The organism is Streptomyces corallincola (assembly GCF_019104725.1).
Taxonomy (GTDB): Bacteria; Actinomycetota; Actinomycetes; order Streptomycetales; family Streptomycetaceae; genus Streptomyces; species Streptomyces corallincola.
Genome location: NZ_JAHRXF010000009.1, coordinates 1 through 20,529, shown reverse-complemented (window position 1 = coordinate 20,529; position 20,529 = coordinate 1). Strand labels below are relative to the sequence as shown.

Annotated in this window: 21 protein-coding genes and 7 tRNA genes; 12 read left to right on the top strand and 16 right to left on the bottom strand. The window is 73.0% G+C overall.

Annotated elements, in window-relative coordinates; translation table 11 throughout:
- Positions 1-105 precede the first annotated feature (105 nt).
- Positions 106-1,752 carry an AbeC-like domain-containing protein gene (locus KUM39_RS08825; protein ID WP_217784886.1) on the top strand — a complete coding sequence of 549 codons (1,647 nt, stop codon included), beginning with the start codon at positions 106-108 and terminating at the stop codon, positions 1,750-1,752.
- A 48-nt stretch (positions 1,753-1,800) separates the two neighbouring features.
- On the opposite strand, the gene KUM39_RS08820 is transcribed toward KUM39_RS08825, so the two are convergent.
- Entirely contained in the window at positions 1,801-2,361 is a 561-nt protein-coding gene (locus KUM39_RS08820) for an HIT family protein (protein WP_217784885.1), read from the bottom strand.
- A 67-nt stretch (positions 2,362-2,428) separates the two neighbouring features.
- Between KUM39_RS08820 and KUM39_RS08815 the strand changes: the two genes are divergently transcribed.
- Complete coding sequence (locus KUM39_RS08815) at positions 2,429-3,157, top strand: potassium channel family protein (protein ID WP_308288089.1); 729 nt, start codon at positions 2,429-2,431, stop codon at positions 3,155-3,157.
- A gap of 1 nt (position 3,158) precedes the next feature.
- Here KUM39_RS08815 and thrS read toward each other — a convergent pair whose 3' ends face one another.
- From thrS to KUM39_RS08800, 3 genes are all read right to left on the bottom strand, one after another.
- Positions 3,159-5,135 carry a threonine--tRNA ligase gene (gene thrS, locus KUM39_RS08810; protein WP_217784883.1) on the bottom strand — a complete coding sequence of 659 codons (1,977 nt, stop codon included), beginning with the start codon at positions 5,133-5,135 and terminating at the stop codon, positions 3,159-3,161.
- A 134-nt stretch (positions 5,136-5,269) separates the two neighbouring features.
- On the bottom strand, positions 5,270-6,514 hold the full coding sequence (locus KUM39_RS08805; RefSeq protein WP_217784882.1) for a hypothetical protein: 1,245 nt from the start codon (positions 6,512-6,514) through the stop codon (positions 5,270-5,272).
- Positions 6,511-7,077 carry a DUF4365 domain-containing protein gene (locus KUM39_RS08800; RefSeq protein WP_217784881.1) on the bottom strand — a complete coding sequence of 189 codons (567 nt, stop codon included), beginning with the start codon at positions 7,075-7,077 and terminating at the stop codon, positions 6,511-6,513. Before KUM39_RS08800 ends, KUM39_RS08805 begins: the two co-directional genes overlap by 4 nt.
- A 168-nt stretch (positions 7,078-7,245) precedes the next feature.
- Here KUM39_RS08800 and KUM39_RS08795 point away from each other — a divergent pair, with 168 nt between their 5' ends.
- Positions 7,246-7,971 carry an exonuclease domain-containing protein gene (locus KUM39_RS08795; protein WP_217784880.1) on the top strand — a complete coding sequence of 242 codons (726 nt, stop codon included), beginning with the start codon at positions 7,246-7,248 and terminating at the stop codon, positions 7,969-7,971.
- An 80-nt stretch (positions 7,972-8,051) separates the two neighbouring features.
- On the opposite strand, the gene KUM39_RS08790 is transcribed toward KUM39_RS08795, so the two are convergent.
- The 3 genes from KUM39_RS08790 to KUM39_RS08780 all read right to left on the bottom strand — a co-directional run bounded on the left by KUM39_RS08790 (position 8,052) and on the right by KUM39_RS08780 (position 9,105).
- Positions 8,052-8,123: transfer RNA gene (locus KUM39_RS08790), tRNA-Val, on the bottom strand.
- A 428-nt stretch (positions 8,124-8,551) separates the two neighbouring features.
- Positions 8,552-8,623 (bottom strand) — tRNA-Val (locus KUM39_RS08785).
- An 86-nt stretch (positions 8,624-8,709) separates the two neighbouring features.
- The gene (locus KUM39_RS08780) at positions 8,710-9,105 is read right to left on the bottom strand and encodes a TIGR02611 family protein (protein ID WP_217784879.1); all 396 of its coding nucleotides are present in this window, start codon (positions 9,103-9,105) and stop codon (positions 8,710-8,712) included.
- A 191-nt stretch (positions 9,106-9,296) separates the two neighbouring features.
- Between KUM39_RS08780 and KUM39_RS08775 the strand changes: the two genes are divergently transcribed.
- A complete protein-coding gene (locus KUM39_RS08775; protein ID WP_004002642.1) occupies positions 9,297-9,710 on the top strand; it encodes an SsgA family sporulation/cell division regulator in 414 nt (137 codons plus the stop codon).
- Between the two features lie 287 nt (positions 9,711-9,997).
- Positions 9,998-10,558 carry a CGNR zinc finger domain-containing protein gene (locus KUM39_RS08770; protein WP_217784878.1) on the top strand — a complete coding sequence of 187 codons (561 nt, stop codon included), beginning with the start codon at positions 9,998-10,000 and terminating at the stop codon, positions 10,556-10,558.
- A gap of 99 nt (positions 10,559-10,657) precedes the next feature.
- Here KUM39_RS08770 and KUM39_RS08765 read toward each other — a convergent pair whose 3' ends face one another.
- Positions 10,658-10,813, bottom strand: coding sequence for a hypothetical protein (locus KUM39_RS08765; RefSeq protein ID WP_217784877.1), 156 nt, complete (start codon positions 10,811-10,813; stop codon positions 10,658-10,660).
- A gap of 120 nt (positions 10,814-10,933) precedes the next feature.
- Positions 10,934-11,374 (bottom strand): hypothetical protein, encoded by a 441-nt coding sequence (locus tag KUM39_RS08760; protein WP_217784876.1) that lies wholly within the window; start codon positions 11,372-11,374, stop codon positions 10,934-10,936.
- A 241-nt stretch (positions 11,375-11,615) separates the two neighbouring features.
- Here KUM39_RS08760 and KUM39_RS08755 point away from each other — a divergent pair, with 241 nt between their 5' ends.
- Entirely contained in the window at positions 11,616-12,134 is a 519-nt protein-coding gene (locus tag KUM39_RS08755) for a DsbA family protein (RefSeq protein WP_217784875.1), read from the top strand.
- Positions 12,135-12,179: 45 nt separating this feature from the next.
- Here KUM39_RS08755 and KUM39_RS08750 read toward each other — a convergent pair whose 3' ends face one another.
- Genes KUM39_RS08750 through KUM39_RS08740 form a run of 3 tightly spaced genes read right to left on the bottom strand, consistent with a single transcriptional unit; the run spans position 12,180 to position 15,017 of the window.
- The gene (locus KUM39_RS08750) at positions 12,180-13,004 is read right to left on the bottom strand and encodes a GNAT family N-acetyltransferase (RefSeq protein ID WP_217784874.1); all 825 of its coding nucleotides are present in this window, start codon (positions 13,002-13,004) and stop codon (positions 12,180-12,182) included.
- A 52-nt stretch (positions 13,005-13,056) separates the two neighbouring features.
- Positions 13,057-13,878 (bottom strand): aminotransferase class IV, encoded by an 822-nt coding sequence (locus KUM39_RS08745; RefSeq protein ID WP_217784873.1) that lies wholly within the window; start codon positions 13,876-13,878, stop codon positions 13,057-13,059.
- Positions 13,875-15,017, bottom strand: a complete 1,143-nt coding sequence (locus KUM39_RS08740; protein WP_372455732.1) for a chorismate-binding protein — start codon at positions 15,015-15,017, stop codon at positions 13,875-13,877. Before KUM39_RS08740 ends, KUM39_RS08745 begins: the two co-directional genes overlap by 4 nt.
- Positions 15,018-15,229: 212 nt before the next feature.
- Between KUM39_RS08740 and KUM39_RS08735 the strand changes: the two genes are divergently transcribed.
- From KUM39_RS08735 to KUM39_RS08715, 5 genes are all read left to right on the top strand, one after another.
- Positions 15,230-15,302: transfer RNA gene (locus KUM39_RS08735), tRNA-Gly, on the top strand.
- 38 nt (positions 15,303-15,340) lie between these two features.
- Positions 15,341-15,414 (top strand) — tRNA-Cys (locus KUM39_RS08730).
- 1 nt (position 15,415) lies between these two features.
- A tRNA-Val gene (locus tag KUM39_RS08725) sits at positions 15,416-15,487 on the top strand.
- A 24-nt stretch (positions 15,488-15,511) separates the two neighbouring features.
- A tRNA-Val gene (locus KUM39_RS08720) sits at positions 15,512-15,583 on the top strand.
- Between the two features lie 52 nt (positions 15,584-15,635).
- Positions 15,636-15,707 (top strand) — tRNA-Val (locus KUM39_RS08715).
- 62 nt (positions 15,708-15,769) lie between these two features.
- On the opposite strand, the gene KUM39_RS08710 is transcribed toward KUM39_RS08715, so the two are convergent.
- The 3 genes from KUM39_RS08710 to KUM39_RS08700 form a co-directional block, all read right to left on the bottom strand.
- Positions 15,770-16,072 carry a TFIIB-type zinc ribbon-containing protein gene (locus KUM39_RS08710; protein ID WP_217784872.1) on the bottom strand — a complete coding sequence of 101 codons (303 nt, stop codon included), beginning with the start codon at positions 16,070-16,072 and terminating at the stop codon, positions 15,770-15,772.
- Positions 16,073-16,205: 133 nt separating this feature from the next.
- Positions 16,206-17,135: a phosphotransferase family protein gene (locus tag KUM39_RS08705; RefSeq protein ID WP_217785001.1), complete on the bottom strand. Its 930-nt coding sequence runs from the start codon at positions 17,133-17,135 to the stop codon at positions 16,206-16,208.
- Between the two features lie 390 nt (positions 17,136-17,525).
- The gene (locus KUM39_RS08700) at positions 17,526-17,684 is read right to left on the bottom strand and encodes a hypothetical protein (RefSeq protein WP_217784871.1); all 159 of its coding nucleotides are present in this window, start codon (positions 17,682-17,684) and stop codon (positions 17,526-17,528) included.
- 589 nt (positions 17,685-18,273) lie between these two features.
- On the opposite strand from KUM39_RS08700, the gene KUM39_RS08695 reads away from it, so the two are divergent.
- Positions 18,274-19,668 (top strand): protein kinase domain-containing protein, encoded by a 1,395-nt coding sequence (locus KUM39_RS08695; protein ID WP_217784870.1) that lies wholly within the window; start codon positions 18,274-18,276, stop codon positions 19,666-19,668.
- 69 nt (positions 19,669-19,737) lie between these two features.
- Here the strand turns inward: KUM39_RS08695 and KUM39_RS08690 are convergent.
- A partial coding sequence (locus KUM39_RS08690) for a TrmH family RNA methyltransferase (protein WP_217784869.1) occupies positions 19,738-20,529 on the bottom strand: 792 nt, incomplete at its 5' end.

Here is a 20,529-nt window from a genome sequence, read left to right as displayed (position 1 = left end):
CGGTCGCGGCGCGGAGTTCAGCAGGTTGGCCTGTTCAACAGGTGTGCGGGGCAGGGAAGTCGGGAAGGCCCGAGGCAGCGGGACCGGCGGGTGATGGGGGCGGGAATGTCGGTGGGAACGGAGTGGGACGGGCCGCAGGTGCCCGTCTCCGGCGACGGCGGCCAGGCGGCGACCTTCGCCCTGGCTTCGGCCGCCTACCGGGACAGCGTGGTCGAGGAGATCAAGAAGGCCGACAACGACCTGCACCAGTCCACCGTGAAGGCCGGCCGGATAGCCATGCTCCGCCCCAATCTGGGCGAGGCGTTCTCCCGTGCCGTGGTGGACCGCATGCTCTCCCCCGGCCGCAAGCCGCTCATCCAGTCGTTCGGCGCCGAGCCGCAGGTGGTCGTGGAGCACGCCCTGGCGGCCAACAACATCCGCCGCGAGCGCGACAACCGCCTCTCCACCGTGATGGTGGTGTGCGGGCTGCTGTTCCTGCCCGGCCTGATCGGCTGGCTCCTCGTCTTCCAGCTCCGCATGTTCGTCTCCCGCCGCGAGGACAAGCGCGCGGGCGCCCTGGCCACCGCCCTGCTCCTCGGCTTCGCCGTGCTCGCCGTGCTGTTCCTGCTGAAGATGCCGTTCACCGGCTTCTGGGGCTGGTACGCCCGCGCGTCGGTCGTCGCCCCGGTGCTGGGCTGGTTCTGGGCCAAGCGGATCTGCGAGGGCACCGCGAAGGACCTGCGGACCCGCTGGGACGGGCTGCTCTCCGGGACCGCCGTCGGCGCGAAGGTCCCGGAGGCCGTGCCGCGCGCCCCCGGCGAGACGGCCGCCGAGCAGCTCCGCCAGTCCCTGGCCCGGCTCAGTGCCGAACAGCAGTCCAACGCGGTGTTCTACGCCGGTCCCAAGGGCATCCTCGGCATGGGCACCCGTTGGGGCGCCTGGCAGCTCGCGGAGGACCTGGTCCCCGTCGAGGCGGGCCGGGAGATCCACCCGTTCCGCAGCTGGGACGTGATCCGCGCCATCCACGACCAGCTCAGCCTGCTGGAGCGCGGCCCGCTGAACACGGGCGGCTTCCCGCGCCCCTCGATCAAGCACTGGATCGTCACCCCGATCGGCGAGGGCGCCAAGGCGGTGTCCCGGCCCGAGGGCACCGATGTGGAAGCCTTCCAGGTCAAGCCGCACGCGGTGCAGGAGATCTGCAACAAGCAGCAGTTCGGCAGCGGCGACCGGCACTACCTGGGCGTCCAGTGGGTGCTGTGGGACGGCCAGTTGATCCTCACCATGCTGATCACGGTGACCGTGCTGCACGAGACGCTCCGCATCGAGGTCACCGGCCACGCCCTGGGCCCGGTCAACTCCCTGTTCCACGCCAAGCCGGAGGCGCCCACCAGGGAGGTCACCAAGTCCCTCAAGCCGTGGGAGACCCGCAAGATCAGCCTTCCGCTGGTCCCCACGGACGAGGTGGTCCGGCTCGCCGCCCGCGCCCCGCTCACGCTCTATCCGCCGCTGCTCAACTGGCTCGGCGGCTCGGTCGCGCTGCCCGAGCCGTTCGGTCTGCGGCACGCCTGGGCGGACCAGCCGTGGCGGCACCGCTTCATGGCCGACGACGCGCTGCGCGCGGCCACCCCGGTGCTGCGGGTGGTGCACGCGGCGGCGATGCGGGTGCTGAAGGAGAACGGCGTGAACACCGAGAAGTTCGGCTCCCGCTCCTCCGTCCTCAGCGGCCTGGTCCAGGACCCGTCCCCGCGCAAGGCCGACCTCTACGACGCGTAGGCGCCCGTACGCGGGTACGGGCGCCGGGGCGGTGGCGGGCACGTACCGTCAGGCGGCGGGCCAGGCCTCCGCGAGCATCGCGCGGGTGTCCGCGAGGAGTTGGGGCAGCACCTTGGTCTGGCCCACGACCGGCATGAAGTTCGCGTCGCCGCCCCAGCGCGGGACGATGTGCTGGTGCAGATGGGCGGCGATGCCCGCTCCGGCCACCGCGCCCTGGTTCATGCCGATGTTGAAGCCGTGCGCGCCGGACGCGGTGCGCAGCGCGGTCATCGCCTGCTTGGTCAGTTCGGCCAGTTCGGCGGTCTCCGGCCCGGTCAGCTCGGTGTAGTCGGCCACGTGCCGGTAGGGCACGGTCATCAGGTGGCCGCCGTTGTACGGGTAGAGGTTGAGCACCGCGTACACCTGCTCCCCGCGCCGTACGACGAGGCCGTCCTCGTCGGACTTCGCCGGGATCGAGCAGAAGGGGCATCCGTCGTCGGACCCCGGCCCGGTCGGCTTGTTCTCGCCCTGGATGTAGGCCATCCGGTGGGGCGTCCACAGGCGCTGGAACGCGTCCGGCGTCCCCACTCCGATCTGCTGTTCCGGCTCACTCGTCATGCGGGGAAGCATATGGCTTCGCCCGTTCGCGGCGTGTCGCCGGGGCGGCGCCGGACCGGTCAGCGGCCAAGCTGGGCCGGTGACGGAGAACAGCACCCTGACCCGCTGGGAGCGCGCGGCGGAGATCCCGCTCTCCCTGGCGTCGCTGGCCTTCCTCGCCGCGTACGCCGCCCTGGTGCTGGCACCCCGGCCGGGCACCCCCTGGGACGACCTGTGGATTGCGGTGCTCGCCGCGTGCTGGGCGCTGTTCGGGGTGGACTACGCGGCCCGCTGGCGGCTGAGCGGCCGGGGCCTCGGCTTCGTCCGCGCCCACCTGCTCGACACCCTGGTCCTGCTGCTCCCGCTGCTCCGTCCGCTGCGCATCGTGCGGGTCTACGACTCCGTGCACCACCGGCGCGGTCTGCCCCGGCTGCCGCTGTACGCGCGGGTGGTGTCGTACGCGGGGCTCTCCACGGTGCTGCTCGGCTTCACCGGGGCGCTCGCGGTCTTCCAGCAGGAACGCGACGCACCGGGCGCCAATATGAAGAACTTCGGGGACGCCCTGTGGTGGGCGGTCTCCACCCTCTCCACGGTCGGCTACGGCGACGTCGTCCCGGTGACGGCGGGCGGCCGGGCCATCGCGGCGGTGATGATGGGCGGCGGGCTGGCCCTGCTGGGCGCGGTGACGGGCTCCTTCTCCTCCTGGCTGCTCCAGGAGTTCTCGCGGCGCGAGCCCCCCGGAAACACCGAGGCCCTTGGGACCCCCGGGAACACCGGGAACACCGCAGGCCCCCGTGACACTCCACGGGGGCCTGCGGCGGGAGGCTGACTCAGACCTGGGTGCGGTCCTCGACGACCGTGCGGATCTTGGCGAGGGCGTCGTCGAACGGGATGCCGTTCTCCTGGGACCCGTCGCGGTAGCGGAAGGAGACGGTGCCGCCGTTCATGTCCTCGTCACCGACGATGATCATGAAGGGGACCTTCTGCTTCTGCGCGGTCCGGATCTTCTTCTGCATGCGGTCCGAGGAGGAGTCCACCTCGACGCGCAGCCCCTGCTTGCGGGCGGCGGCGGCGAACTTCTCCAGGTACTCCACGTGCCCGTCCCCGATCGGGATGCCAAGCGCCTGCACCGGCGCGAGCCACGCCGGGAAGGCGCCCGCGTAGTGCTCCAGCAGGACCGCGAAGAACCGCTCGATGGAACCGAACAGCGCGCGGTGGATCATCACCGGCCGCTGCTTGGTGCCGTCGGGGCCGGTGTACTCCAGGTCGAAGCGCTCGGGCAGGTTGAAGTCGAGCTGGATGGTGGACATCTGCCAGGTGCGGCCGATGGCGTCGGTGGCCTGCACGGAGATCTTCGGCCCGTAGAAGGCGGCGCCGCCGGGGTCGGGGACGAGAGGCAGCCCCTGCTTCTCCGCGACCTGGCGCAGCGTCTCGGTGGCCTCTTCCCACGCCTCGTCGCTGCCGACGAACTTGGTCTCGTCCTTGGTGGACAGTTCCAGGTAGAAGTCGGTCAGGCCGTAGTCGCGCAGCAGGCCGAGGACGAAGGTGAGGGTCTTGTCCAGTTCCTCGGACATCTGCTCACGGGTGCAGTAGATGTGCGCGTCGTCCTGGGTGAAGCCCCGGGCGCGGGTCAGGCCGTGCACGACGCCCGACTTCTCGTACCGGTACACGGTCCCGAACTCGAAGAGGCGCAGCGGGAGTTCGCGGTAGGACCGGCCGCGCGCGTCGAAGATCAGGTTGTGCATGGGGCAGTTCATGGGCTTGAGGTAGTAGTCCACGCCCTCGTCGAGCTGCATGGGCGGGTACATGCCGTCGGCGTACCAGTCCAGGTGGCCCGAGGTCTCGAACAGCTTCCCCTTGGTGGCGTGCGGGGTGTAGACGAACTCGTAGCCCTCCTCCTCGTGCCGGCGGCGCGAGTAGTCCTCCATGACCCGGCGGACGATGCCGCCCTTGGGGTGGAAGACGGCGAGGCCGGAGCCGATCTGCTCCGGGATGGAGAACAGGTCCAGCTCGCTGCCGAGCTTGCGGTGGTCGCGCTTCTCGGCCTCGGCGAGGAAGTCGAGGTACGCCTTCAGCTCGTCCTTGGACGGCCAGGCGGTGCCGTAGATGCGCTGGAGCATCGGGTTCTTCTCGCTGCCGCGCCAGTACGCGGCGGCGTTGCGCATCAGCTTGAACGCGGGGATGAGCCGGGTGGAGGGCAGGTGCGGACCCCGGCAGAGGTCCTTCCAGCACAGCTCGCCGGTCTTGGCGTCCAGGTTGTCGTAGATCGTCAGCTCACCGGCGCCGACCTCGACGTCCGCGCCGTCGTCGTGCGACGCGGAGCCCTTGAGCCCGATCAGCTCCAGCTTGTACGGCTCGTCGGCCAGCTCCTCGCGGGCGGCCTCGTCGGAGACCACACGGCGGGCGAACCTCTGCCCCCGCTTCTGGATCTCCTGCATCTTCTTCTCGACGGCCTTGAGGTCCTCGGGCGTGAACGGCTTCTCCACGTCGAAGTCGTAGTAGAAGCCGTCCTTGACGGGCGGGCCGATGCCCAGCTTCGCCTCGGGGAACAGCTCCTGCACCGCCTGCGCCATGACGTGCGCGGTGGAGTGGCGCAGGATGTCCAGGCCGTCCTTCGAGGTGATCTCGACGCCCTCGACCTCGTCGCCGTCGGACAGCGCGTACGCGAGGTCCTTCAGCTCGCCGCCCACCCGCGCGGCGACGATCGAGCGCTCGCCCGCGAAGAGGTCGGCGGCCGTAGTGCCCGTCGCCACCACGCGTTCTTCCCGCTCGGAATCGCGTTGGATGATCACACGGACGTCTGACACCGGTCTCTCCTGACTGAAGGGGCTGCGGGCGCCGTACCAGGAGCGCGCGCACAAGGGATCGTACCGACCCCGCGCCCCGGACCGCCAAACAGTTCCCGCAGGCCCCGGCGCCGGGGGGAGTTCGGAGACGGACCCTACGCCTCGCCGTCCGGGTGGCCGCCGCCGTCCGCGTCCCGCTCGGCGCCCTCCCCGCCGTCGCCGCCCTCGGTGAGCGACTTCATCAGCCGGTCCCGTTCGGCGTCGTCCACGGGTACGGCCACGACACCGCCCGCGCCGGTCAGCCGACGGAAGCCGCCCCGGCGTTCGAGGCGGCCGTCCACCCGCACCGGCAGCCCGGCGAGGTGGGCGTGCCCGGCGGCCCGGTAGTCGTCCTCGCCGAGGGTGACCCGGACGTGCGGGACCTCGGCCCCGGCCAGCACCCGCAGCCGTACGGTGCCCGCGCCGGAGGTGCCGGAGCGGCGCAGCCGGACCACGGCGCCGGTGATCCGGACCGGCACCGAGGGTTCCTCGCGCAGGTAGCGGGCACCGGCGGCGTGCAGCGCGGGCAGGTCGCCGGGCGAGAACTCGACGGGTTCGGCGGGGGCCGCGCACCCCTCGGGCACCCCGGCGCCGGGCGCCCAGGCGATGCCGACGCGGGCGCCCTCGGTGCCGCGCACCAGTACGGTCAGCGCCTCGGTCAGCTCCCGGCACACCCCTGCCTCGACCGCGCCGTCGAACGCGTCCATGCCGCCGGTGGCGCGCTGGTAGTCCACGGCCTCGCGGGTGGCGCAGAGCGCCTGGTGGAGCCGGACGGCGAGCGGGCGTCCGGCGGCGACCGGCACGAACGCGGTGAGGGTGCGGCCCTCGGCGGCCGGGCCGACCAGGACGCCGTCGAGCAGAGCCGCGGCGGGCCCCCGGTGCCGGGCGCCGTGGTACCCGGCCCGCGCGCGGGTGGCGAGGGCGGCGGCGAGCAGCGTCTGCCGGGCGGCGGAGCGCAGCCGGTCGTCCAGCGGCCAGGGCGCGGCCCCGGCGGGTCCGTCGGGCACGTCCCGCGACCAGCGGATCTCGTCGCTGGGCACGGCGAGCGCGATCAGCACCTCGCGGGCGGACGGGGTGTCGCTGCGGGCGAGCGCGTCGAGCGCCTCGCCGAGCAGGTCGTCGCTGTCGGGGAAGGCGCGGCTCGCCGGGAGCAGCAGACTGGTGGCGCCGCCGGGGCCCGGCGGGGTCCAGCGGCTGTACCGCCCGGCCGCTCCCCCGCGCCGGGTCCAGCCGTGCCGCTGGAGCAGGGCGGCGAGGACGGCGGGTTCGACGCGGCCGGGGTCGGGCGGGCGGTGCGGGCCGGGCTCGCCTGGGCGCGGGCGGAGCCGGTGGTCCTGTTCGTCGCGCGTCGGGCCGCTCATGGTCTGCCTCCGGTCCCGACCCGCGTCATGATCTCGCACAGCGCCCGGTCGTCGAAGACGCGCGCGGTGGGGACGCGCACGGTGGTGCGGTGGCGCCCGGTGACGGGGTGGCCCGCGAGGTTGACCCAGTAGCAGCAGTGCCGCAGGTCGAGCCGGTCGTGCCCGGCGCGCAGCCAGTCGTCCTGGGAGCGCGGCACGATCATGACGACCAGGATCTTGTGCACGGACACCGGGGTGCGGGCCAGCTTGCGCAGGTGGTCGTTGTCGAGCGTGAAGGAGAAGGACCGGCCGGGCGGGTGGGGCGGGATCTGGTACGTGCACTTCAGCTGCACCTTGATGGTGACCTCGTCGTCCACGGTGTGGCCGGGCGCGCCGTGGCTGACGTGCCAGTCGATGCCGTTGTCCGGGAACGGCTGGGACAGCGAGCACCCGGCCGCGGCGGCGACCGCGTGCAGATAACCGACCTGCAAGGTCTCCATGCACGCGGTGGTGGCGAGCGTGCCGCGGAGGGTGCCCGAGCGCTCGGGCAGCAGCCCGCCCCGCTCGGGCTGCGCTATGGCCATGACGAACTGCCTTCCGCACCAAGAGTTTTCCCGGAGCGAGCCGCTGAACTGCAAAGACCCGCACCCCTGTTGTCTCCTCCCGGCGTACGCCGCAAACAGCGCGGGTATCACCAAACAGGCAGAAGACGGAACGCCATCTGCCGTGGTTGAGCGAGGAGTTGGGTTGGGATGACGCACTGGTACGAGGGGGCGCTGGCCGCCTTCGACACGGAGACGACGGGCGTGGACGTCGAGACCGACCGGATCGTGTCGGCCGCCGTCGTCGTCCAGGACGCGCCGGGCACCCGGCCCCGGATCACACGATGGCTGGTGAATCCGGGGGTGCCGGTGCCCGAGGCGGCGCGGGCGGTGCACGGTCTGACGGACGAGCACCTGCAGCACAACGGCCGCTGGCCGGCGCCGGTGATGCACGAGATAGCGAACCGGCTCGCCGAACAGGCGGCACTGGGCCGTCCGCTGGTGGTGATGAACGCGCCGTTCGATCTGACCCTGCTGGACCGGGAGTTGCGCCGCCACCGGGCGTCGGCGCTGGACCGCTGGTTCGAGGCCCGCCCGCTGAAGGTGCTGGACCCGCGCGTCCTGGACAAGCACCTGGACCGCTACCGCAAGGGCCGCCGCACCCTGACCGACCTGTGCGCGCACTACGACGTGCCGCTGGAGGACGCGCACGACGCGGCGGCCGACGCACTGGCCGCGCTGGATCTCGTACGGGCGCTGGGCCGCCGGTTCGCCGCCCGGCTGGAGCGGCTGTCGCCCGCCGAGCTGCACACCCTCCAGGCGAACTGGCACGCGGCCCAGGCGCGGGGGTTGCAGGCGTGGTTCGCGCGGAGCGGTTCGCCGGAGCGGGTCAGCACGGACTGGCCGCTGCGCCCGGAGCTGCCCGCGGCGGCGTGAGACGCGGCGACACGGAGGGCACGAGGGCACGAGAACAGAGAGAAGGCCGGTCCGCCTCGGGCGGACCGGCCTTCTGCCGGTGGGCGATACTGGGTTCGAACCAGTGACCTCTTCGGTGTGAACGAAGCGCTCTCCCACTGAGCTAATCGCCCGGCAACGCACTGAACCATACAGGCCTCCGGCCCGCGATCACAAACCGCCGCCCACCCCTGCCGTCGCCGCCCCCGTACGGGCTGCGCCCCGGCCGGTGATCACGCCGCGCCGACGGACCCACGGTGATCGTCCGTACGGCCCACTCCTTATTACCCGGACGGTTCACGTTCACGAACGGAACGCGTCCCACCGAATTCCGGCCCGCTTCATCGGCCGGGGGAATTCCGTAATTGTCGTACTGCTCAAGAAATGTGACGGGGCATTGGAAATCGCGTACCGGATTCCGGCCGTTCACCACAGCAAGGAAGGGCGCGGGAATCCGCGCGGACACCGCCCGCCGAGGTGACGGAACGTCACCAACGGGGCGGACAGGGTGCACATACGACGGCGGCCCACCTGCTGTTCGCAGGTGGGCCGCCGTGCCAGGTGGGCGATACTGGGTTCGAACCAGTGACCTCTTCGGTGTGAACGAAGCGCTCTCCCACTGAGCTAATCGCCCTGGGCACAGACAGAACATTACCCCATGTCAGCGGCTGCCCGTGACCACGGTTCGCGCAGGTGGGCGGCGGTCCGGCTCCCGGTGGATCACCGGTGGTCGATCCGCCAGGGCGGGACCGCGCCGAACTTCCAGAGGTAGACGGCGGCGAGCGCCCCGGCGATCAGCAGGCCGAGCACGGTGAGCGCGATGTTGCGCCGCCGGACCTCCGGGTCCAGGGCGCGCTGGGCGGCCTCGGTCACCTTGCGCTTCGTCCAGCGCAGCGCGATCTGCGCCCAGACGAACTCGGTCGCCCAGATCGCCATGCCACCGAAGATCACCAGCCAGCCGGGGCCGGGCAGCGGCAGCATGATCACTCCGGCCACCACGACCGCGAGGCCGACCAGGAAGACCCCCACCTGCCAGCTCAGGTGCAGCGCGCGACGGGCCCGCACGAACTCCGGCGCCCGCGACCCGAGCCCCCGCTCGTCACTCCGCGTATTCATACGGACAAACCCTACCCGAGTGATTCAGGTCACCGTAATGGTCGTGGATCATGTATGAGTTCTCGGCCGGAAGAGTTACGTAAACACACCCAAAACTCTCAGAGGGGTTTACAACGGCACCGTAGGTGGCATGTCGATTTCGCCGACGTGCGAATCCCCGAGCGCACACTGAGCGAAAGGCCCTGGCGCTTATGAACACCACGGTCAGCTGCGAGCTGCACCTGCGCCTCGTTGTGTCGAGCGAGTCCTCCCTGCCTGTCCCCGCAGGCCTGCGGTACGACACGGCCGACCCCTACGCCGTGCACGCCACCTTCCACACCGGAGCCGAGGAGACCGTCGAGTGGGTGTTCGCCCGCGACCTCCTCGCCGAGGGGCTGCACCGGCCCACCGGCACCGGCGACGTCCGCGTCTGGCCATCCCGGAGTCATGGTCAGGGCGTCGTGTGCATCGCCCTCAGCTCCCCCGAGGGTGAGGCTCTGCTGGAGGCCCCCGCGCGGGCCCTGGAGTCCTTCCTCAAGCGAACCGACGCCGCCGTGCCGCCCGGCACGGAACACCGGCACTTCGACCTGGATCAGGAGCTGTCGCACATCCTGGCGGAGAGCTAGGCCGAGACCCTCGTAGCCGCCCGGCGCCGTCCACTCGGGGAGACGGCTCGGGCCGGGACAACCGCATACGGCACCAGCCCCGTCGTCACCGTGGGACCTCCACGGCGGCGGCGCGGTCCCCTGTCCGGGGCCGCCGGGATCTCCCTTCGGGGAACCCCGGCGGCCCCGGACGCGTTCTCCGGACCACGGGGAGCGACCCGACGCCTCCGCGCGACGGGCCGCCGGGTCGCTACCATCGGCCCGCATCGGCGGGCGCCCGCCCGACCCCCCAGGCCAGGGAGCGAAACGTGCTGATCACCCACGACACCCGGTGCGCGCTGGACACCGTGGTGGATCTGGTGAACACCGCGCCGGAGGACGACACCGGGACGGACGGGCTGCGGGACGTCCCCGCCCTCGCGGAGTTCGTCCGCACGCACGCGGTCAGTGACGTGGGGGTGCTCTCGGCGGCCGACCTCACCGGGGTGCGGTCCGTGCGCGCCCGCTTCGCCGCGGTCTTCGCCGCCGGGGACGGCCGGGAGGCGGCCGGGATCATCAACGAACTGGTCGCCGCCGCCGGGACCACACCCCGCCTCACGGACCACGACGGCTACGACTGGCACGTGCACTACTTCGCGCCCGGCGCCTCCGTGGCCGACCATCTCGCCGCCGACTGCGGAATGGCGCTCGCCTTCTTCGTGGTCGCCGGAGAACGGGAACGGCTGCGGCGCTGCGAGGCGCCGGACTGCCGACGGGCCTTCGTGGACCTCTCCCGCAACCGCTCCCGGCGCTACTGCGACAGCCGGACCTGCGGCAACCGCCTGCATGTGGCGGCCTACCGGGCACGGCGGAAGGAAGCGGCGGGCTGAGACCGGGGCACCGGACTCCAGGCACCCTGCCGGACTTCACGCACCCCGCCGGGGTCCACGCCGTCCCGGCGGTTGGCGCCGGGAACGGACGTGTACGGCTCAGAGCAGCAGCAGATCGTGCAGCGCGGCCATGAGCAGCAGGGACCCGATCACCGCAAGGAAGATCATCAGCGGTGGCTGGGAAAGGGCGAAGAGGCATCCACGCGGCTCGTCCTTCGGCGGCGCGGCCTCGCTCTGTGTGGTGGTGTCCAGCATCTCGCGGTGATGATGGCGCAGGGCGGGGCCCGTTGGCGATCAACACACCCGCCGCGAACGGTAGGCACCGGTTTGGGTAGAGGGCCGTTCGGGTTGCTTCCGGTTGTGACCGGTTTCAGGTCAGATGCCGTGCTTCTTCAGGATGGCCTCGATGTCGCTGAAGTCCTCGGAGGAGTTGGCGCGGGGACCCGCGGCGGGGCGGGCGGGAGCGGCTGCCGTCCTCCCGCCGAGCTGCTGGGGCCGTGTGGTGGGCGATATCGCGCCGGTGCTCTCCGCCGCCGCTCCGCGTTCGGCCCTGGTGCCGCCGCGACGGCGTTCCACGGTGCGGGTCGTCAGGAACAGCAGCCAGGCGACTCCGAGGAGGATGAAGCCCGCCCAGGCGGTGGGGCTGAACGCGGTGTGCGCCAGCCAGCCGACCGCGCCGGTCATCACCAGCGCGACCGGGATCAGCGCGTACGCCGCGATGCGGGTCGCCGCCAGCCAGCGCTTGCGGTAGGCCGTGATCGCCGCGATACCCAGGCCCGCGGCGGACACGGCGGAACAGACGGTCTCGGCAATCATCCGGTCCTCCTGGCGGCTCGCGGGGTACGTCCCCTTCCTCCCCTCCATCCTGCACCGCCCCCCGTCCGCGACGCCATGCCCCGGCCCGGAGATCAGGGACATCTCGGGGTCCGCCCCGGGGGACCGGTGCCCGGCGCCCCGGCCGGGCGGGGTACGAGCGCCGCTCGCCGTGAGGTGCCGCCGACCGAGCCGGACCGGTGCGTGGGCCGGAGGAGGGGGCGGGGGCTGGGAGACTGAGGGGATGAGTGAGATTCCCGCTGGTGATGACCGTGTCGTACTGGACGTGTGGTGCGAGTTGCAGTGCCCGGACTGCAGGACCGCGCTGGACGACGTCCGGGCCCTGCGCGCCCGCTACGGCGACCGGCTGGAGCCGCGTCTGCGCCACTTCCCGCTGGAGAAGCACAAGCACGCCTTCGCCGCCGCCCAGGCCGCGGAGGAGGCCGTGGAGCAGGGCAGCGGCTGGGCGTACGTGGAGGCCGTGCTGGCGCGGGCCGCGGAGCTGGACCGCGGCGGAGAGGATCTCCTCGTCGAGATCGCCCGCGAACTCGGCCTGGACGCCGAGGAGTTCGACACCGCTCTGATCGACGGACGGCACATCCTGATCGTGGACGCCGACCAGGCCGAGGGCAAGGCGATCGGCGTGACCGGCACCCCGACCTACGTCATCGGCGGCGAACGCCTGGACGGCGGCAAGGGCCAGGAGGGTCTGCGCGAGCGGATCGAGGAGATCACCGACCGCCTGCTGGCCGACCGGGCGTGAGCACCGGCGCCGCCACCGGCCCCGCCGAGCCGCGCCGCGCCGCGCCTACAGCAGCGGCTTGGCCAGGGTGTGGCTGGTGGTCGCGTAGCCGAGTGAGGTGTACAGCCGCTCGGCGGGGGTGTTCCCGGCGAAGACGTTGAGGCCGAGGACGGCGCGTCCGGCCGCGAGCGCCCGGCGTTCCGCGAGCAGCATCAGGGCGCGGCCGTGGCCCCGCCCCCGGTGGGCGCCGTCCGCCTCCACGTCGTAGACGAAGGCACGGTCCTCGCGCAGCGCGAGCCACAGCGTGCCGACGCGGACGCCCTCGTGCTCCAGGACGCTGAAGACCATGCCCGCGCTGTCCCGGCCGTCCGGCAGCACCGTCTCGTGGTCGCGCCGGGACTTGGCCCGTGCGACCTCCTCGGGGAGACCCCGCTCGGTCCACCCGCGTACGTACTCCTCGGCCTCGTACGCCAACCAGGCCGTGAACTCGGCCTCGGACATGGGGTGTTCACGGTAGGCCGGGGGCAGCTCGGGCGGGGGCGGGGTGAGCTGCTTGGCCATGTTGCGGTTGCGGGGGCGGTAGCCGAGGGCGTCGAAGAGACGCAGCGCGGCGGTGGCGTCGGGCGGGACGGTGGCCTCGATCTGGCGGCAGCCCCAGCCGCGCGCCACCTCCTCGGCGGTCAGCGCGGCCACGGTGCCCCGGCCGCGCCCCCGGTCGGGTTCGTCGATGGCCAACTCGGTGACCTGGGCCACCGTGGGACCCAGGGAGGGCGAGGTGGCGAGGTGGATCGTGCCGACGGGACGGCTGTTGACGCACACCTGGTAATGGCGTGAGCGCGTCCCGTCGGACTGTCGCTGGAGCGGCTCGGCGGGCCGCAGGGTCGTCGTCATCACGGGAGTTCTACCCGCTGGACGGCCCCGAGTCAGCCGGTTTCTCCGCCGGTCACGGGTCGAGGTCGTCGGCGGCCCGCTCGTCGAAGACGCGCATCGCCTTCGCGGTCACCGGGCCGGGTGCGGGGGCCAGTTCACGGCCGTCCACCCGGTGCACGGCCTGTACGTCGCGCAGGGTGGAGGTGAGGAAGACCTCCTCGGCGCGCTCCAGCACGTCCAGCGGCAGGTCGGTCTCGTGGGCCCCGGTCCATTCGACGGCGAGGGCGCGGGTGATGCCGGGCAGGCAGCCGGAGGAGACGGGCGGGGTGTGGATCTCGCCGTCGAGCACGACGAACACGTTGGACCCGGTCCCCTCGCAGAGCTGCCCCACGGTGTTGGCGAACAGCGCCTCGGAGGCGCCGTGTCCGTGCGCGCGGGCGAGCGCGACGACGTTCTCGGCGTACGAGGTGGTCTTCAGGCCGGTGAGGGCGCCGCGTTCGTTGCGGGTCCAGGGGACGGTGACGACGGCGGTGGTGTCGGGGCGGCGGGTGGTGGCGCCGAGGGCGACGACCAGGGTGGGCCCGTGGTCGCCCCGGTCGGAGCCGAGCGGGCCGTGACCGCCGGTGTAGGTGATCCGCAGCCGTCCGAGGGGCGCCGGGTTGGCGTCGAGGACGGCGGCGCAGGCCCGGCGGACCTCGTCGTGGTCCGGGTCGGGCAGGCCGAGGCCGCGCGCGGAACGGGCCAGCCGGTCCAGGTGGCGGGTGAGGGCGAAGGTGCGGCCCTCCACGGTCTTGACCGTCTCGAAGACGCCGTCGCCCACGGTCAGCCCGTGGTCGAGGACGGAGACGCGGGCGGCTCCGGCGTCGTGCAGCCCGCCGTCCAGCCAGATCCTCATGTGAACACCCCTTCGTCGGTCACCGTGCAGTCCGGCCCGTCGGTGACGGTGCGGCCGGACCCGTGCTCGTCGTACGTGCCCGACGCTATCGCCAGCAGCCGGGACGCCTTCAGTTCGGTCTCGCGCCACTCCCCCTCGGGGTCCGATCCCCAGGTGATCCCGGCGCCGGTGCCGAAGCGGAGGGTGGCGGCGCGGCCGGGTCCGGTGTCGCCGTCGGGGTCGCGCTCGATCCAGAACGTGCGGATGCCGACGGCCAGTTCACCGGTGCCCCGGTCGGCGTCCACCCAGCCGATGCCCCCGCAGTACGGGCCGCGCGGCGCGGTCTCCAGCGCCCGGATGATCTCCAGGGCGCTCTCCTTGGGCGCGCCGGTGACGGAGCCGGGCGGGAACGCGGCACCGAGGAGTCCCGGCCAGCCGGTGCCCGCGCGCAGCTCGCCCCGGACGGCGGAGACGAGGTGGACCAGGCCGGGGTGCTTCTCCACCGCGCACAGGTCGGGCACCGTGACGCTGCCGGTGGCGCAGACCCGGCCGAGGTCGTTGCGGACGAGGTCCACGATCATGACGTTCTCGGCGTAGTCCTTCTCCAGCAGGTCGGCCTCGGTGCGGCCGGTGCCCTTGATCGGGCCGGACAGCACGGTACGGCCGTCGCGGCGCAGGAACAGCTCCGGCGAGGCGCAGGCCACCTCCACCCCGTGCGCGGGCAGCCGCAGCGTGCTCGCGTACGGCGCCGGGTTGCCGCGTGCCAGCAGCGCGGCGAGGGCGTCCACGTCGGCGCTCGCGGGGACGGGGGCGGCGAGGACGCGGCAGAGGTTGGCCTGGTAGACCTCTCCGGCCGCGATGTGTTCGCGGACGCGGGTGACGGCGGCGGTGTAGGCGGCGCGGTCCAGGGAGGACGTCCAGTCCTCGGGCGCGGGGCCGTGCCAGGCGCCCGGCACCGGCGCGGGCACCGGTTCGTGCCGTACGTCCGCGAAGCGGGCGCAGGTGAGGCGGCCCTCGAAGTCCGCGCGGACCGCCCAGAAACCGGTGGAGTCGAGGGCGGCCGGGTCGTCGGTGACGTCGAGCAGGCCGGTGGCGACACGGTCGCCGAAGCGGGCCAGCGGGACGGGTCCTGAGCGGTCCGGCAGGACGGAAGTGGGCAGGCCGGGGGCGGTCCGGGGCGGATGGTGGAGCACGTGACCGAGTCTAGGGCGGGTGTCCGGCGGGTGGCTCGGGCATGTCACCCCGGGGGGCACCGGCCGCGCGGTCCGCCGGATGCACCGCAGCACGCTGCGCAAACGCGTTTTTGTGCTGGCCCCGGAATCCGCTAGAGTTCAACACGTCGCCGGGACGCGCAAGCGGACCGCACCGACAGGCGGACGTAGCTCAGTTGGTAGAGCGCAACCTTGCCAAGGTTGAGGTCGCGAGTTCGAACCTCGTCGTCCGCTCGCAGGAACGAAGGGGGCCCCTGGTCCCCGACACTCCTGGTGGAGTGGCCGAGAGGCGAGGCAACGGCCTGCAAAGCCGTCTACACGGGTTCAAATCCCGTCTCCACCTCCAAGGACGATTAGCTCAGCGGGAGAGCGCTTCCCTGACACGGAAGAGGTCACTGGTTCAATCCCAGTATCGTCCACTGGATCTTCTCGCAAGATCCCCCGCGCGATTAGCTCAGCGGGAGAGCGCTTCCCTGACACGGAAGAGGTCACTGGTTCAATCCCAGTATCGCGCACGCAGCCCCCATGATCCGTTCCGTCCCGTGACGGCGCTGATCCTGGATTCCCGCGCGATTAGCTCAGCGGGAGAGCGCTTCCCTGACACGGAAGAGGTCACTGGTTCAATCCCAGTATCGCGCACCCCGTGAGAGAGCCCCCGGCCGGTTGGCCGGGGGCTTCTTCGTGTGCGGTGGGGCGGGCGGTCAGCTGGAGAACAGCATGTGGCCGAAGCTCTTGTGGCGGTGGTGGCCGTGGTGGCCGCCGTAGTGACCGCCACCGTGGCCGCCGCCGTGCGGGGCGCCCCAGGCGGGGGCGGACGGCGCCGGGTACGCCTGCGGGGCCGGGGGCGGCGGAGGGCCGGGCTGGGACCACTGGGCCTCCACGCGGGTCAGCGCCTCCAGCTCGCCGTAGTCGAGGAAGATGCCCCGGCAGCCGCCGCACTGCTCGATCTGGACGCCGTTGCGGTTGTAGGTGTGCATCGGCGCATGGCACTTCGGACACTGCATGGTCGGCTCAACTCCTCGCCGGTCGGTCGTGCTTGGTGCTTCGCAGAGACAGACTCCGTGCGGGCGCGGACGGTTGCGCCCCGGACCGCTGAATCACCGTGCCACGAGGGCCGGTCCGGCTCCGGTACGGCGGTCAGTCCGGCCGCGGTGCCGGTACGGCGGCCATCCGGGCGCAGGCGTCCACCAGGGACTGTTCGACTTCGTCGAGCGGGCGGCCCCCGGTGATCGCCTTGGCCAGGGCCCGGGCGGCGCCCTGCGCGGTGAGGGCGCGGGCGACCGTGTCCAGGGCCGGCCAGGGGTCGCCCTCCGGGGGCACGGCGGGCCCGCCTCCGGCACGGTACGCGGTGAGGAAACGGTCCCAGTCCTCGTACGGGAGCAGTCCGCAGGCGTACCAGGCGGCGGGGCGGGCGAGGTCCCAGGCGGGGGTGCCGAGCCCGAGGTCGTCCACGTCGATCAGGCGCCAGGAGCCGACGGGGAGGCGTACCAGCTGGCCGAGGTGGAGGTCGCCGTGGCACAGGGCGGCCGGTCCGGGGGCGCGGGGCGCCTCCGCGCGGGCCCAGGGCGGGAGGGTGCGCCAAGCGGCCCGGACGGCGTGCACGGCCAGGGCGTGACCGGTGGGGGCGCGACCGTCGGGGGGTAGGAGCCGGGTCAGCCGGGACATCGCCTCGGCCGCCTTGGCGGGGCCGCGCATCGGGGGAAGATCAGGGTTCACGGGGGTGCGGTGGAGACGGGCGAGGAGCGCCGCCGCCTCTTCCCAGGGGGCTGCCTCGGGGGTATCCGGGTCCACGGGGGTGCCGTGGGGCCAGAGGGTGACGAGGCGGTCGTGGCGGGGTGTGGGCGCGGGGGCGTACGGGGCCAGGAAGAGGTGCGGGTTCGCCGCGGCCGTCTCCAGGCGGTGGGTGAGGGTCACGGGGTCGGTGCCGGGGGCGTGGGCCTTGGCCACCACGGGGCCGTGGCGGACGAGGGTGGCGTCCGGGCGGGCCGCGAGGGTGGCGGTCTCGCAGACGCAGGGGGTGCCGTCGCTCCGGCCCGTGTGGGCGACGGCCGCGGCGGCGGTGTCCAGGGCGGCGAGGAGAGGGGCTCGGGGGTGGGGGGCTTGTCCGGGGAGTGTCCGGTCCGCTTCGTCCCGGCGGGCCGGGCCGGGTCGTCCGCCGTGGCGTCGGTCGGGGGCCGGTGGCGGTGGGGGTGCGGGGGCTGGAGTGGCGGACACGGGGTCTGGGGAGGCGGACACGGCGCTGATTCTCGCCGGGGCACGCCGCTGGGCGCCAGGGTCCCCGAACAACACCCCGTGGTGCGGGACGACGGCCTTCCGCGCGGGTGGGCGATGGCAATGCCGGCGCGGCTCCCCAGCCGCGCCGGCATTCCCTGCCGTCCGTCGTACCCCCGTCCCCACGGGGTTTCATGGGTGCGTTCGTCCCTGCCCGAACCGCTCTTCCGGGCCCAGGGGTGCCGCTCAGCGCCCCAGGAGCGCGCCCACGGACGACGCCTGTGTGGCCACCGTCTCCCAGCCGTCGAAGACGAGCAGGAGCAGGGCCGCCAGGGGAAGGGCCATCAGGGTCGCCACCAGCGGATGGCGACGGCCGGTACGACGGTGGTGTGTCGTGTGGGCCACGGGTCCCTCTCCTGACCAGTCGGGTCGTGCTGACGGCGGCGGGTGCACGGACTCGGGGGACGAGTGCCGCACCCGCCGCTCGACCTCGAATCTACGCACGCGGCCCCCGTCGCACGTCATGCCCTCGTATCGCTTCGCGGTTCTCCCGGAGGATGAGTGGCCCGCGCGGGACTACTCCCCTGGGTGGAGACACGCGGCGGCATCTCGGGGTCTTCCCCGAGTCGTGCGGTGGGCGCGCGGGCACAGGTGGGGACAGAATGAGTGATATCGATCACTCGGGGTGGGGTGCGGGGGTGTGACGGGTGGGGTGCGGGGGTGGCCCCGGGGTGGGGGAGGGCGTGTGCGGGAGGTGGAGGGAGCGTGCCCGGGGGAACTGTGCGGGGTTTCGGTGACGTCCTGTCAATGTCATTGCCCAGTAGGTTCGTTGACGCATTCGGGCGCTCAAGTGGCACGGGGGAACGGGGTCCTGAGGGGGCTTCACCCTGGTCGTGCGCGGGGCGCAATCCGTACCGGAGAGAGGGCGCGGCCTATGCGCGCCTGCGGCTGTGTAAACGTAAGCTGGGCCACGTCACAGGACCGGGCAGCGGGGATGAACATGGCGATGATGCGCCTGAGGCGCGAGGACCCGCGCGTCGTCGGCTCGTTCAGGCTTCACCGACGGCTCGGCGCGGGCGGGATGGGTGTGGTCTACCTCGGCTCCGACAAGAAGGGCCAGCGGGTCGCGCTGAAGGTGATCCGGCCCGATCTGGCGGAGGACCAGGAGTTCCGGTCGCGGTTCGCCCGCGAGGTGTCGGCGGCCCGTCGTATCCGGGGCGGGTGTACGGCCCGGCTGGTGGCGGCGGACCTGGACGCGGACCGGCCGTGGTTCGCCACGCAGTACGTGCCCGGCCCCTCGCTGCACGACAAGGTCGCCGAGGAGGGCCCGCTGTACGCGGCCGAGGCGGCCGCGGTGGGCGCCGCGCTCTCCGAGGGACTGCTCGCGGTGCACGAGGCCGGGGTGGTGCATCGGGACCTCAAGCCGTCGAACATCCTGCTCTCCCCCAAGGGCCCCCGGATCATCGACTTCGGCATCGCCTGGTCCACCGGTGCCTCCACGCTCACCCACGTCGGGACGGCCGTCGGCTCCCCCGGCTTCCTGGCGCCCGAGCAGGTGCGGGGCGCGGCCGTGACCCCGGCGACGGACGTGTTCTCGCTGGGCGCGACCCTGGCGTACGCCTCCGCGGGTGACTCCCCGTTCGGGCAGGGCAGTTCCGAGGTCATGCTGTACCGCGTGGTGCACGAGGAACCGCAGCTGCACGGGGTGCACGACGCACTGGCCCCGCTGATCCGGGCGTGCCTCGCCAAGGACCCCGAGGACCGGCCGAGCACGCTCCAACTGTCCATGCGGCTCAAGGAGATCGCGGCCCGTGAGGCGCACGGGCTCGGCTCCGGTGACGTACGGCCGCCCTCGCCGCGCAGTGCGGAGGCCGACCGGCCGACCGGAGGGCTCGCGGACACCTACCCGGAGCCGCAGCGCGTCCAGCGCCGTCCGGCCGCCGGGACACCGCTGCCGCGCGGCGGCGTGCCCTCGCGGGGCGGCGCACCGGTGCGCGGGGGCAACGGTCCGCGCGGCGCGCAGACCGGCTCACGCCCCGGCACGGCCCGGCCCACCCCCGCCCCCCGCTCCGGCGGCCCGCGCACCGGCGGCCCCCGGTCCGCCGGAGCACGGCCCGCGCAGCGTGGCGGCGCCGGGCGCCAGGGCCCGCGCACGGGCGGTACGAGCACCGGGCGCCGCCCCGCCAACCCCCGGCTGCTGCGCCAGCGGCTGTTCGTCTTCGTGGTCGTGACGCTGCTGGTCGCCCTCGGGATCGCGGTCGCCCAGGGCTGCCAGGGCCCCGCTCGGGGACTCGGGGAGCAGCGGGGAGCGGTGCCGTACGCGGAGCGGAGCGGGACGGGTGCCGGGGTGGGCGCGGGTGCGGATTCGTGGGCGCGCGGCGGCGGTTGAGCTGTCCGCCGCCGGGCGCCGACGCTGCCGGGAGTAGTAGGCGTCCGCGTCCGAGGGGGCCGGGAGGGGTTACGCCTCGGGGCGGCCCGTGGTCACCGCGTAGAACGCCACCGCCGCCGCCGCGCCCACGTTGAGGGAGTCCACGCCGTGGGCCATCGGGATGCGGACCCACTCGTCGGCGGCGGCCAGGGCCTGCTTCGTCAGGCCGTCGCCCTCGGCGCCCAGCATCAGCGCGGCGCGCTCCATGCGGTGCGGGGCGACCTCGTCCAGGCTGCGGGCGCGGTCGGCCGGGGTGAGGGCGAGGAGGGGGAAGCCCGCTTCGCGTACCGCGTCCAAACCGTTCGGCCAGGTGTCCAGGCGGGCGTAGGGGACGGAGAAGACGGCGCCCATCGAGACCTTGACGCTGCGCCGGTACAGCGGGTCCGCGCAGTCGGGTGAGAGCAGTACGGCGTCCATGCCGAGGGCGGCGGCGGAACGGAAGATCGCGCCGATGTTGGTGTGGTCGTTGACCGCCTCCATGACGGCAACCCGGCGTGCGGAGGCGAGGAGTTCGGGCGCCGTGGGAAGCGGTTTGCGCTGCATGGAGGCGAGGGCGCCGCGGTGCACGTGGTAGCCGGTGACCTGTTCGGCGAGGTCGGGGGCGACGGCGTACACCGGGGCGGGGGACGCCTCGATGACGTCCCGCATGGTGTCGATCCACTTGGCGGACAGCAGCATGGACCGCATCGCGTACCCGGCGTCCGTCGCGCGCCGGATGACCTTCTCTCCCTCCGCGATGAAGAGACCCTCGGCGGGTTCGCGGCGGCGGCGCAGTTCGACGTCGGTCAGGCCCGTGTAGTCGTGCAGGCGCGGGTCGTCGGG